This is a genomic window from Halopelagius fulvigenes (assembly GCF_055398025.1).
On sequence record NZ_AP043846.1, the window covers coordinates 893,178 to 906,178 of the forward strand.

At 64.8% G+C, this 13,001-nt stretch carries 11 protein-coding genes and 1 tRNA gene; 8 read left to right on the forward strand and 4 right to left on the reverse strand.

What is annotated here, in order from left to right; translation table 11 throughout:
- Position 1 precedes the first annotated feature (1 nt).
- Genes ACZ522_RS09140 through ACZ522_RS09150 form a run of 3 tightly spaced genes read left to right on the forward strand, consistent with a single transcriptional unit; the run spans position 2 to position 2,130 of the window.
- A complete protein-coding gene (locus tag ACZ522_RS09140) occupies positions 2 to 766 on the forward strand; it encodes a DUF7344 domain-containing protein (RefSeq protein WP_379692702.1) in 765 nt (254 codons plus the stop codon).
- Entirely contained in the window at positions 759 to 1,172 is a 414-nt protein-coding gene (locus tag ACZ522_RS09145) for a hypothetical protein (RefSeq protein ID WP_379692701.1), read from the forward strand. The genes ACZ522_RS09140 and ACZ522_RS09145 overlap by 8 nt, the downstream gene beginning before the upstream one ends.
- A 55-nt stretch (positions 1,173 to 1,227) precedes the next feature.
- Positions 1,228 to 2,130 carry an alpha/beta fold hydrolase gene (locus ACZ522_RS09150; RefSeq protein ID WP_379692700.1) on the forward strand — a complete coding sequence of 301 codons (903 nt, stop codon included), beginning with the start codon at positions 1,228 to 1,230 and terminating at the stop codon, positions 2,128 to 2,130.
- Between the two features lie 84 nt (positions 2,131 to 2,214).
- Here ACZ522_RS09150 and ACZ522_RS09155 read toward each other — a convergent pair whose 3' ends face one another.
- From ACZ522_RS09155 to trmY, 4 genes are all read right to left on the reverse strand, one after another.
- Positions 2,215 to 2,670 (reverse strand): response regulator, encoded by a 456-nt coding sequence (locus ACZ522_RS09155; protein ID WP_379692699.1) that lies wholly within the window; start codon positions 2,668 to 2,670, stop codon positions 2,215 to 2,217.
- Entirely contained in the window at positions 2,663 to 5,365 is a 2,703-nt protein-coding gene (locus ACZ522_RS09160; protein ID WP_379692698.1) for a PAS domain-containing protein, read from the reverse strand. The genes ACZ522_RS09155 and ACZ522_RS09160 overlap by 8 nt, the downstream gene beginning before the upstream one ends.
- 312 nt (positions 5,366 to 5,677) lie before the next feature.
- Positions 5,678 to 5,750 (reverse strand) — tRNA-Pro (locus ACZ522_RS09165).
- A gap of 70 nt (positions 5,751 to 5,820) precedes the next feature.
- A complete protein-coding gene (gene trmY, locus ACZ522_RS09170; protein ID WP_379692697.1) occupies positions 5,821 to 6,417 on the reverse strand; it encodes a tRNA (pseudouridine(54)-N(1))-methyltransferase TrmY in 597 nt (198 codons plus the stop codon).
- A gap of 379 nt (positions 6,418 to 6,796) precedes the next feature.
- Between trmY and ACZ522_RS09175 the strand changes: the two genes are divergently transcribed.
- From ACZ522_RS09175 to ACZ522_RS09195, 5 genes are all read left to right on the forward strand, one after another.
- Positions 6,797 to 8,437, forward strand: a complete 1,641-nt coding sequence (locus ACZ522_RS09175) for an ABC transporter substrate-binding protein (protein WP_379692696.1) — start codon at positions 6,797 to 6,799, stop codon at positions 8,435 to 8,437.
- A 97-nt stretch (positions 8,438 to 8,534) separates the two neighbouring features.
- Positions 8,535 to 9,533 carry an ABC transporter permease gene (locus ACZ522_RS09180; protein WP_379692695.1) on the forward strand — a complete coding sequence of 333 codons (999 nt, stop codon included), beginning with the start codon at positions 8,535 to 8,537 and terminating at the stop codon, positions 9,531 to 9,533.
- 2 nt (positions 9,534 to 9,535) lie between these two features.
- Positions 9,536 to 10,579: an ABC transporter permease gene (locus ACZ522_RS09185; RefSeq protein ID WP_379692694.1), complete on the forward strand. Its 1,044-nt coding sequence runs from the start codon at positions 9,536 to 9,538 to the stop codon at positions 10,577 to 10,579.
- On the forward strand, positions 10,579 to 11,697 hold the full coding sequence (locus ACZ522_RS09190) for an ABC transporter ATP-binding protein (protein WP_379692693.1): 1,119 nt from the start codon (positions 10,579 to 10,581) through the stop codon (positions 11,695 to 11,697). The genes ACZ522_RS09185 and ACZ522_RS09190 overlap by 1 nt, the downstream gene beginning before the upstream one ends.
- Positions 11,694 to 12,980, forward strand: a complete 1,287-nt coding sequence (locus tag ACZ522_RS09195) for an ABC transporter ATP-binding protein (RefSeq protein WP_379692692.1) — start codon at positions 11,694 to 11,696, stop codon at positions 12,978 to 12,980. Before ACZ522_RS09190 ends, ACZ522_RS09195 begins: the two co-directional genes overlap by 4 nt.
- The last annotated feature ends 21 nt before the right edge of the window (positions 12,981 to 13,001 follow it).

Genomic DNA, 13,001 nt, shown 5'->3' on the forward strand with positions numbered 1-13,001 from the left:
TATGAACAGGAAGAGGGGGACGCGGTCCGCTGACTCGGGCAATCCGACGCTGCGGTGCATCGCGGACGGACGACGGCGGGCGGCACTTCGCATCCTTCTCGACGCGGGAGAACGACTAGCGGTACGGGAATTAGCGTCGCGTCTCGCCGACGCGAAGAGCGGAGCCCCCGACGCGGCGGAGAACGCCGCCGAGACGGAACTCGTCCACGCCCACCTCCCGATGCTGACGGACGCGGGCCTCGTCGAGTGGGACCGAGACGGGAGGCGCGTGGAGGCGGCGGCGCACCCCGCCCTCGAAGACCCCCGGTTCCGGAGACTGCTCGAAACGGAGACGGAGGGAACGGACGAAGCGCTGTCCGCCCTCGCGGACGAGCGTCGCCGCCTCGCGCTCACCGCCCTCAGAGACGACGGCGCGGCGGCGTCGCGGTTCGCGCTCGCGGGCGAAGTGCTCCGGCGCGAGACGGGCGACTCGGACCCGGACACCGACGACATTCGGCGCGTCGAACTCCAACTTCACCACGCTCACCTGCCGAAGCTCGACGACGCGAACTTCGTCGCGTACGACGCGGAGACCGGCCGCGCCGAGTACGCCGACCACCCGGCGCTGGAGGCGGTGTTCACCACGATTCACGAACCCGAACCGAACCTCGTCGACAGGTTCGACGGCTTCCTCGGAGGGATGAAGGCGTCCTACAGGCGGTCGGCGGACGAAGCGAACGACCGACTGGAGTGGCCCCACTTCTGGAAGCACCCCGAGCATGTCTAAGCCCCCGGAACTGTGGGCGTTCGTCATCGCCAACACGGGCCTGTTCGTCGCAAGCGGGGTGTTGACGGCGCTGAGTTACGTCGCCTACCGGCAGAGCGGGGGCGACTCGTCGTACCGGACCGCGGCCCTCGGATTCGGATTCGTCGTCCTCGGCGGCCTCGTCGAACCGGTGTACCAGTTGGGAGTGAAGGGCGGCGACTACTCGCTGACCGGGAGCGAACTCCTCGTCCTCCAGTCCGGCGAGGGCGCCCTCATCACCCTCGGACTCGGACTCCTCTTTTGGGCCATCGTCAACCACCCCGGGTCGGCGTCCGCCGCGGAGGCGAACTCGGAGGCGGTGGGGTTCGACGACCCCTCCGTCGGACGCGGACGCCCCCCGCAGACGTGGTCGGAGCGGAACGACTAGGCGGCCGACGCTCGAAGGCCGAACGACGATACGCCGCGGCCCCGTGGTGAGCGTCGTGGACGACCACTCCGCACCGCCCTCGGACCGAGACGAGGGGTACCCCTCTTGGCTCGACCGAACCCGCTACCCGTTCGCGTCGCGCCGCTTCGACAGTTCGGACGGGACGCTTCACGTCCTCGACGAGGGCGAGGGGCGACCGGTCGTGATGCTGCACGGGAATCCCACGTGGTCGTTCCTCTATCGCCACCTCGTCGGCGGCCTCTCCGACGAGTTCCGGTGTATCGCCCCGGACCTGCTCGGGTTCGGGCTCTCGGACCGCCTTCGGGACGACTCGGCCGGGCGGCCCGCCGCCCACGCCCGCACCGTCGAACGACTCTTCGAGGAGTTCGAACTGCGGGACGCGGTGATTCTCGGCCACGACTGGGGCGGACCTCTCGGGATGGACGTGGCGACGCGGAACCCCGAGTCCGTCGCCGGACTCGTGATGACGAACACGTGGACGTGGCCGCGGAGGGACCTCTTTCCCCGCGCGTTCGGCCGATTGGTCGGCACCTCGGCGGGGAAGCGATTCGTCGTTCGGCACAACGCCTTTGCGCGGACGGCCCTCGGAGGGCCCGCCCTCCTCCGGTCGAGCTTCGAGCGGTCAGCCTACCGCCACTACGCGGCCCCCCTCGCGACGCCGTCGGACCGCGTCGGGTCGTGGGTGCTCCTGCGCGAACTCGTCGAATCGAACGACTGGCTCGGAGAACTCTGGAACCGCCGCGCCGCCGTCGCGGGGACGCCGACGCTCCTCCTCTGGGGGATGCGCGACCCGATACACGCGCCGTTCCTCCGGCGGTGGCGGGCGCTGTTTCCGAACGCGTCGGCGGTCACGTACGACGGTGCGGGTCACTTCGTGCCCGAGGAGGTCGGAGCCGGGTTGGTTCCGCCGGTGCGGGAGTTCCTCCGCGACCTGTGACGACGCTTCGATATCGTGAGGCGGCGAGAAAGCCGCCCGCGTCCGACGAGAGCCGAGAAGGCGGCAGATTTCGGGGGAGACGCGTCACTCCTCGTCGCTGGGCAGTCGGACGAGCGAGAACCAGAACCGTTCCAGCGTCTGGATCGTCGAGATGAACTCGTCGGGATCCACCGGTTTCGTGAGGTAGGCGTTCGCACAGAGGTCGTACGAGTGGACGATGTCGTCATGCGCCGTCGAACTCGTGAGGATGATGACGGGGATGCGCCTGAGTTCGGGGTCGTTCCGTATCTCTTCGAGGACGGCGTCGCCGTTCTTCCGCGGGAGGTTCAGATCGAGCAAGACGAGGTCCGGCCGGGGAGCGTCCTCGTAGTCGCCGCGCCGATAGAGGAAGTCGAGGGCCTCAACGCCGTCGGTCGCGACGTGCAGCGTGTTCTGGATTCGCCCGTCCTTGAACGCCTCCTGCGTCAACCGAACGTCGCCGGGGTTGTCCTCCACGAGCAGTATCTCCGCCGGTTCGGTCCGGTCCGTCCAATCACTCATCGTTCTCACCCGCTACGGGGAGCGTAAAGGAGAACGTCGACCCCTCGCCGGGTTCCGACTCGACCCAGATCTCGCCGCCGTGTCGCTCGACGATGCGCCGGCAGAGCGCGAGTCCGATGCCCGTCCCGGCGTGTTCCTCCCGGCCGTGGAGTCGCTGGAACACCTCGAAGATGCGGTCCTGACCGTCGGGGTCGATGCCGACGCCCTCGTCGCGGACCGAAATCACCCACTCTCCGTCGTTCCGTTCGGCGGTGATGTCGATTCGAGGCGGTTCGTCGCCGGAGTACGTGAGTGCGTTGTCGAACAGGTTTTGCATGAGTTGACGTAGCTGGTTCGCGTCGCCCTCGACTCGCGGGAGCGACTCCGCCGTGATGTCCGCGCCAGTTTCCTCGATGTGTAGCTGCAGGTCCGCGAGAACGTCGTCGAGCACCACGTCTAACTCCACCGGTTCGAAGGGGTCGCCTTTCGTCTCGACGCGCGAGTACTTGAGGAGGGCGTCTATCATGTCGCGCATCCGGTCCGCGCCGTCGACGGCGTACTCGAGGAACTCCTCGCCGTCCTCGTCGAGTGCGCCCTCGTATCGGCGTTCGAGGAGTCGGAGGTAGCTCGACACCATCCGGAGGGGCTCTTGGAGGTCGTGGGAGGCGGCGTAGGCGAACTGCTCTAAGCGCTCGTTGGACTCCTCTAACTTCTCGACTAACTCCTCTAACTGCCGTTCGCGTTCGACCTGTTCGGTGATGTCCTGCGTGAAGCTCAGCCCGGCGAAGATGTCGCCGTCCACGTCCCGCAGGGGCGTGACCCACACCTGCCAGTTGCGACCCCCGAACTCGGTGGTGGTGTTGTCGGTCCTCCCGTCCTCGATCGCGGACCTGAACAGCGGTTCGATGTCGGCGACGGTGCGTTCGGGGAAGACGTCCGGCATCCGTACTCCTTCGAGTTCGTCCGCGGTGGGGAGCCTCTCGCCCAGTACGCGGCCCGCCGTCAGCGTGTACCGAAGGTCGCGGTCGTAGACGCCGACGGCACCGTTCGGGAAGTACTCCGCGAGCGTGCGGTACCGACGCTCGCTCTCCTCGAGTTTGCGCTCGTACTCCTTGCGGTCGGTGATGTCCTGCGCCATCGTCATGCCGGCGAAGACGTTCCCGTCCGTGTCGGTTATCGGCACCGCGTAGATGACCCAATCGCGGTCCACGTACGAGACTTCGACGGCCCTCTCCTCTCCGTCGAGAGCGTCGCGCAGTGCGGGGTCGATTCGAGACCCCACGTCGTCGCCCCACACCTCGTACGGCGTACTGCCCTCCAAGTCCTCCTTCGAGACGGGGAGGTACTCGAAGGCGCGACCCTCCGCGAGCGTGTAGCGCAGGTCGTCGTCGTACATGGTGACGATGCCGTTCGGGAAGGACTCCGCGAGCGTCCGGTACCGGCGCTCGCTCTCCTCCAGTTGCCGTTCGTACTCTCGGCGTTCGGTGATGTCGCGGTCGGAGACGATGACCGAGACGACGTCGCCGTCGTCGTTCGTGACGGGTCTGAAGACGCCGTTGATAGCGTACCGGTCGCCGTTCGGGTGCGAGAGGTCCGCCTCGAAGTCCACGTACTCGCCGGACGCGGCCCGTTCCGTCCACTCCCTGACGTCGGCCCGCGCCTCCGCTCCCTCGCCCCACCACGGCGTCTCCCAGAACAGTTCGCCGGTCACGTCGTCGAGGTCGGCGTCGATGTACTCCATCGCCGTCTGGTTGATGTCCAGCACCGTCCCGTCGGCGTCGAGGAGGCCGACGAGGATGTTCGGGTCCTCGAAGATGGCCTCGAACCGACGCTCCGTCTTTTCGAGTTCCTGCTCGCGCTTCTTCCGGTGGGTGGTGTCGCGGAAGTAGACGGAGAGGCCGGTCTCGGAGGGGTACGCGCGCACCTCGAACCAACTGTCGAGCGGTTCGGGGTAGTACTCCTCGAAGGAGACCGTCTCCTGTTCGTACATCGCTCGCTCGTACTTCGGCTTGAACGCCCGTTCGGTCGCCGCCGGGAACAGTTCCCAGACGGACTCTCCGACCAGCGTCAGCCCCTCCGGGTTGATGAGTTCGTGCGCCTGTTCGTTGAGGTAGGTGAAGTTCCACTCCTCGTCCAACGCGAAGAACGCGTCCGAGATACGACCGTAAATCTCCTCCAGTTCGCTCTTGGTCCGCTGGTTCTCTATCGCCGACGCGAGGACGTTCGCGACGCTCTGGACGAAGTTAGCGTCGTACCGCGTGAACTCGCGTTCCTCCGTCGTGTGCGTCCCCAGCACGCCCCACGGGTTCTCGACCGATCCGATGACGACGCTGATTCCGCTGACGACGTCGTGGCTGGTCAGCAGTTTCGGCCCGGAGAAGCGCTCCTCGGTCCGCAGGTCGTCCACCACGACCGGCGCTTCCGAGAGGAGCGTGTACCCCGCCTGCGAGTCCCGGTCGGTCGGAACGGTCGCCGACCCGACGAGCCCGTCGCGCCACCCGACGCCCTGCCGGAGGAACACCTCCTCGCCCCCGGGCAGTAGTTCGAGTACCTTCGCGTACTCGTTGCCGAGCGTCTCGGCGACGGCGACGGACGCGTCGTGCATCAGCTGGTCGAGGTCGTCAGTTTCGAGGGCCTGTTGACCGAGTTCCGCGACGACCTCCTGTTGGCGGATACGGACGTCCGATTCCGTATCTGACCCGGTGGAGGAGTGCATCTACCCGTACATCGGTTGAGTGAGCCTAAAGCCTTCTGCGGGAACGCTCCGCGCGGCCGTCGAATTCGACGGCGCAGATTCGACAGCCACCGCTCGAGGCGGAGGATGCGGGAGAAGTGGGCCGCCGCGACTTCGCGTCGCTCGTCGCGAGCCGTCGCTCACTTCGTTCGCGACGACGGCGCAGATTCGAACTGGGCGAGACTCGCTTCGCTCGTCTCGCTGGCTCGAACCTTCTGCGTCACCACAACCGCATTTCGGTAGTATGACTCGCGACCGCTTCGCGTCGCTCGTCGGGACGAAATGCGGGAGAAGTGGGCCGGCGCAGATTCGAACTGCGGTTACGGCCACCCGAAGGCCGAAGGATACCAAGCTACCCCACCGGCCCGCATATCTATTTGAGTCCTGCGCCGCGTTTAACAGTTGTGATTCACCTTTCGAACCGCGGCCGGGGACCGTCAGTAACGCTCGAATCCCTTGGTGTCGAGGTAGTTGTGAGAGACGGTGATAGCGTGGTCGGCGTGCAGGAGTTGCGGTCCGAGGCGGACGCGTTCGTCCGCCGCCTCCGCGAGGAGCGTCTCCTCCTCGTCGGTGAAGTCGTGGTGGTCCGAGAGGACGAAAAGCGGGTCCTCGGGCGGTTCGACGTCCACCACCGGGTCGCCGTCCTCGTGGAGTTGAACGACGGTGGCGTCCGCCGCCGCCTCCCGCAACGTCTCTTCGAACCCCATCCGGCGGATGCTCACGCCGGGGGAACTGTCGGCGGCCATGTGGCCGATGGCCTCGTCGCGGTTCTCCAAGGCCTTCCGAATCAACGCCGCCGTCGTCCGTTCGTCGGGGTTCAGTCGGCGGAGCTCCGACCCCTCGAATCGGACCGTGTACTCGTCGCCGAGGACGAGGTGGACGCGCACCGCCTCGCGGATGTCGTGCGAGAGGAAGAACGCGGAGTTGACGCACCGACAGAGGACGTCGAGTCTGCCGGCACCGCCGGCGATGTCGTCGAGCGAGAACTCCGGCGTCGTCGGCGCGTCGTGTCCGGTGATGAGGAACTGTCGCATGTCTCCCCCGTGGACCCTCACGGTGATGTGTCTGTCTCATCGCCGCAGCCACAACGTTAACGTTCGATGTTCGCTTACGCCGAGTAACGTTAATGAACGTTCACCCAGGTACATAAGCGTACATTCGTGAGCCGTTTAGCGTATATAGAGGACGGACATCCAAATATATCTGGATAACACCCTCTAGTCGAGACAAATTATCGACGACCGGATAGTTGTTTCGGGTGTTGATTTCTCCACTAAATCAGTGAAAATTGCGCTCTGTGCGCTCGATAGACGCTGTGTCGTGATAATTTCCTGATTCAAGAACTATTCGTCAGTTATTTATCCAACGGGAGTTTGAATCACGGTATCCCTCAACAAAGGGTGTTCCAACCCAATGTCTGACGAGAAAACCTTCCACAGCAAGATAAACCGCCGTCGGGTCCTGCAAGGACTCGGTGGCGTCGGTCTGGCCGGCATCGCGGGATGCTCCGGTCAGGGCGGTAGCGGCACCGGCACGGGCGAGGGAACCGACAGCGGTTCCTCCAGCAAACTCAAGATCGGGCAGACGAAGAGCCCCATCGAGTTCGACCCCATCGTCCTGAACGACGTCCCCTCGACCGAAGTCGTCGACCGCATCGTCGAGGGTCTGTACACCTACGACAAGAGCACGGGCATCGTCCCCCTCCTCGCCACCGGCGAACCCGAAGTATCCAAGCAGGGCAAACGGTACGTCGTCGAAATCGAGAAGAACGCGGCGTTCTCCAATGGCGACACCGTCACCGCCGAGGACGTCAAGTACTCGTTCGAAGCCCCGGTGAAAGAGGAGACCGAGAACGCCTCGGAACTGAACATGATCGACACCATCACCGCGGTGGACGAGAAGACCGTTCAGTTCGACCTGAAGTACGGCTTCGCCCCGTTCCCGAACACGCTCACGTGGTACGTGGTTCCGAAGTCGGTCCGCGAGAAGGACAAGAAGGCGTTCAACACGGGCGACGCCCTCGTCGGGTCCGGTCCCTTCACGTTCGAAGGGTGGTCGGAAGGCCAGTTCGTGCGCATCAAGGTGAACCCCGACTACTGGGGCGACCCCAAACCGAAGCTCGACGAAGTGGAGTACGTTCCCGTCGAGGAATCGACGACGCGCGTCACCACACTCAAGAACGGCGAGAACGACATCATCAAGGGCATTCCGCCGAAGCAGTACTCGACGATCCGCAACATCTCGGACGTGAGCATCAACGAGGTACCCAGCATCGGGTACTACTACGCCGCGTTCAACTGCAAGTCGGGTCCGACGACCGACCCCATCGTCCGCGAGGGCGTCGATTACGCCTTCAACATGGACCAAGCGGTCCAGTCCTACGTCGAACCGACGGGCGTCCGTCAGTACAGTCCGTACCCGAAGGCCGTCGTCGACGAGTGGAGCTTCCCCATCGACCAGTGGAAGCAGATCCCCCACGACAAGAACGTCGACAAGACGAAGGAACTGTTCGACAAGGCCGGTGTGCCGGACGACTACTCGTTCAAGATCATCGTCCCGCCGGACGACATGCGCGAACAGATAGGGATCAGCATCTCGAACGGTCTGAAGGAGGCCGGATGGGAGGCCAGCGTCCAGCGCCTGGACTGGGGTAAGTTCCTCGAGAAGTACATCTCGGGCGACGACTCGGACTACAACATCTACACGCTCGGGTGGTCCGGCACCCCCGACCCGGACGCGTTCACCTACTACATGTTCGGTGCGACCAAGGACACCCTCGGCGTCACCGACGGGACGTTCTACCACGACAGCAGCGAGAAGGCCGCGAAGGCCACCGAGAAGTTCGTCCAAGCGCGCAAGTCGAACGACCAGAAGAAGCGCAAGCAGCTCTACGTCGAGGGGACCACCACGGTTCTCGAAGACCGCGCGCACCTGCCCGCGTACAACCTGAAGAACAGCTTCGGTGTGAAGGACTATGTCAAGGACTTCGCATCCCACCCGGTCCTCAGCTTCACGCTGTCTACGGACCACAACAACGTCTCCGTCCAGAAGTAAAGAGACACGACGGAGACGGGTACGTCATATTTATGTACAAAACGGCCGCAAAAACGGCGATTAGAGACATGAACGCCTCGCAACGTGTGGTGCAATAATGGGACGTCTTCGGTACACGATCAGTCGACTGCTCCAGGCGATTCCGGTGGTCATCGGCGTGATTACCATCACGTTCTTCCTCACCGACGCCATCCCGGGGGACCCGGTGTCGATAATGCTGGGACCGTCGCCGAGCGCACAGCAAGCCGCAGAGATTCGGGCGAAGTTCGGACTCGACCAACCGCTCCACGTTCGGTACTTCAACTACCTCCTCGACGTGGCGCAGTTGCAGTTGGGCACGAGCCTCTACTACCAGGTGCCGGTGACGCAGAAGATAGCCGAGCGACTGCCGATAACGCTGTACCTACTGCTTTCGAGCTTCACGTTCGCGCTCGTGACGGCGGTACCGCTGGGTATCGTCTCCGCGAAGCGCCGGAACAAGCCGGCCGACCACGTGTCGCGCGTCGTGGCACTGCTCGGCGTGAGCACGCCCTCCTTCTGGATCGGGCTGATGCTCATCATCGTCTTCTCGTTCTGGCTGAACATCTTCCCGTCGACGAACCTCGTCTTACCGTGGGCCTCGCCCGCCAGCGTGGGCGGGGCGTCGAACCAGTTCGAGGTCGTCGTCACGTCGATTCGCCACCTCATCCTCCCGATGATAACGCTGGGGACGCTGCAGATGGCGGCGTTCACCCGCATCGAGCGCTCCTCGATGCTGGAGGTGCTCGGCGAGGAGTACGTGACGCTCGCCCGCGCCTACGGCGTGAGCGAGAGCAAAATCGTCCGGAAACACGCGTTCAGGAACGCACAGCTCCCGCTGATCACGCTCGTGGGACTCAACCTCACGTCGGCGCTCGGCGGGGCCGTGCTGACCGAGACCGTCTTCTCCATCAACGGGATGGGGCGGCTCATCATCACGGCGATTCAGAACCAAGATTACCCGCTCGTCATGGGGACGACGCTGGTGTTCGGCCTCGTGTTCGTCATCGGGGTCATCATCACTGACCTCTCGTACGCGTACGTCGACCCGCGGGTCACCTTCGACGGGAGTGAGTGACAATGACCGAACAACCAACGACACGGACCAATGCGGACGCCGGCGCGGACGCCCCCGACGCGGAGGGCGAGGAGAAACTCGAAGCGCGGGTCGGGTGGCGGTACACGCTCGCGCAGGTGAAACGCGACCCGACGGCGCTGGTCGGGATGTGCATCATCGGGGTGATGATAGTCATCGCCGCCATCGCGTTCGTCGACGGGGTGCTCTTCGAGTACCTCTCGGACTACGCGTTCTTCGCCAACCTCGGCGTCCACCAGTACGTACTCGCGGAGACGTTCTGGGTCAATCCGGCCGTAGACCCGGGTAGCCCACAGATCCTCCGCCCGCCGGTCGGACTGACGAACCAGCTGTACCCGGAGGATCCGGGGACGTGGGCGCACCCGCTCGGGACGGACCACCGCGGGCGCGACATCCTCGTTCGCCTGTTCTACGGGACGCGCATCGCCATCACCGTCGGCGTCATCTCGACGGGTATCGCCCTCGTTCTGGGGGTACTCGTCGGCTCCGTCGCCGGCTACTACGGCGGCTGGATAGACGACGCGCTGATGCGCGGGTCCGAGACGCTGTACGCCATCCCGTTCCTCGTGTTGGTCATCGCGTTCATGACCGCGTTCGGACAGAACCTCATCTACGCGATGGTCGGCGTCGGCATCGCCACCATCCCGACGTTCGCCCGCCTCATCCGCTCTCGCGTGCTCTCGGTGCGCGAGGAGGACTACGTCGAGGCGGCGCGCGCCGCGGGCGTCCGCGACCGGAACATCATCCTGCGGCACGTCATCCCGAACAGTTTCGCACCCGTACTCGTGCAGGCGACGCTCCAAATCGGCGTGAACATCCTCATCATCGCCGGTCTGTCGTTCCTCGGGTACGGCGCACAGCCCCCGACGCCGTCGTGGGGACAGATGCTCTCGAGCTCGCGCCAGTACATGCTGCCGAACCCGTGGTTCAGCATCTGGCCGGGCATCGCCATCCTCATCACCGTCGTCGGCTTCAACCTCATCGGTGACGGGCTGAGAGACGCACTCGACCCCCGGATAAACAACTGATGAGCGACGAACCACTACTCAAAGTAGAGAACCTGAAGACCCAGTTCTTCACCGAGGAGGGGACCGTCCGCGCGGTGGACGGCATCTCCTTCGAGGTGAACGAAGGCGAACTCGTTGGCCTCGTCGGCGAGTCCGGCGCCGGGAAGTCCGTCGCCACGAGCTCCATCATGCGACTCGTGGAAGACCCCGGCGAGATCGTCGGCGGGACGGTGACGTACAAGGGAAAGAAGATAATCGACATCGAGGAGGGGCCGGACGGCGAACTCCAGCGCTCCCCGGAGATGCTCTCGAACGCGGAGATGCGCAAGCAGATTCGGGGCAAGGAGATAGCCATCATCTTCCAAGACCCGATGGAGGCGTTGAACCCCGTGTTCAAGGTGGGCGCGCAGCTTCGCGAGTTCATCGAGATAAACCGCGACGTCTCCGGCAAGAAGGCCAAGGAGATAGCGGTGGACATGCTCCGGGAGGTCGGCATCCCCGAACCGGAGAAGCGCTACGACAGCTACCCCCACCAGTTCTCCGGCGGGATGCGCCAGCGCGTCCTCATCGCCATGGCGCTGTCCTGTCAGCCCGACCTCATCATCGCCGACGAACCGACGACGGCGCTCGACGTGACGGTCGAAGGCCAGATTATCGACCTGGTGGACGACCTCAGGGAGAAGTACAACACGTCGTTCATCTGGGTGACGCACGACTTGGGCGTCGTCGCGGAGATCTGCGACCGGGTGAACGTGATGTACCTCGGCGAGATTATCGAACAGGCCGACGTGGACGACCTGTTCCACAAGACGCGACACCCCTACACGGACTCCCTGTTGGACTCCATCCCCCGGCCGGACCAGACGGTGGAGGAGCTTCAACCCATCAAGGGCGTGATGCCCGAGGCCATCAACCCGCCCTCCGGGTGCCGCTTCCACACGCGGTGTCCGGACGCGCGGACCGTCTGTCCGGAGGTCCGCCCGGAGTATCAGGACGTGAGCGACCCCGGCGAGGCGAGACACATGGTCTCGTGCGTGAAGTACGAGAACGTCGGCTACGACGACGCCGAACCGTTGGAGACGGAGGCCACGTCGGCCTTCGGCGGCGGCCTCGTCGAAGCCAGAGGTGACGACGAATGAGCGAAGTGATAACCAAAGAAGAGACGGATTCGGTCGGATTCGGCGAAACGCTCATCGAAATCGACGGGCTGACCAAGCACTTCACGCAGGGCGAGGGCCTGCTCTCCGCGTTCTTCGAGACGGAGACGGTGAAGGCCGTAGACGACGTGACGTTCGACATCGCCAAGGGCGAGACGGTCGGCCTCGTCGGCGAGTCCGGGTGCGGAAAATCGACGCTCGCTCGGACCATCCTCAGACTGCTCGAACCGACCGACGGGGCCGTCCTGTTCAAGGGCAAGAACCTCGCCGAAATCGGCGGGGAGGAGCTGCGGTCGATGCGGAAGGACATGCAGATGATATTCCAGGACCCGCAGTCCTCGCTCGACCCCCGGATGAAAGTCGGTCCCATCGTCGAGGAACCGATGAAGGCCCACGGACTGTACGAGGGCGAACGCGAGGAACGCGCCCGGATGCTCTTAGAGAAGGTCGGTCTGGACCCCCAGCACTACAACCGGTATCCGCACCAGTTCTCCGGCGGGCAACGCCAGCGCGTCAACCTCGCGCGCGCACTCGCGGTCAACCCGGACTTCATCGTCTGCGACGAACCCACGTCGGCGCTCGACGCCTCCATCCAGGCGCAGGTGCTGAACACGATGCGGGAACTGCAGGAGGAGTTCGGCCTGACGTACCTGTTCATCAGCCACGACCTCTCGGTCATCCGCCACATCTCCGACCGCGTGGCCGTGATGTACCTCGGTCAGTTGGTCGAACTCGCCGAGACGGACGAGCTGTTCGAGAACCCCCAACACCCGTACACCGACGCCTTGCTCCAGTCGATTCCGGTGCCCGACCCGCGGGCGCGGGGGCAACGCGGCGTTCTCGAGGGCGACGTGCCGTCGCCCATCGATCCGCCGTCGGGGTGCCGGTTCCGCACGCGGTGTCCGAAGCTCATCTCGCCCGAGGAGTACGACCTGACGAAGAGCGAGTGGGAGGACGTCCGCCGCTTCATGCGCGCCGTCGAGCGCAGGACCTTCGAAGTCGATGGCGAGGCGTCCTTGCGCGCGGAGTTCTTCCCCGACGGGACGCCCGGCGGCGAGGCCGGACGCATCGTCGAGACGGGCATCGACGAGGTGCTCGAAGACGAGTGGGAGTCCGCCGCCGACCGACTCGTCGAGTCGTTCGCGGAGCAGTCCATCTGCGCGAAGGAGCTCCCGGTGTACGAAGTCGAACCCGAGTTCGGAGGCGGACCGCACCTCGCGGCGTGTCACCTCCACCGCGAGGGCGGCGGCGAAACCGCCGACTGAGAACGGACGCCCCGCCACCGC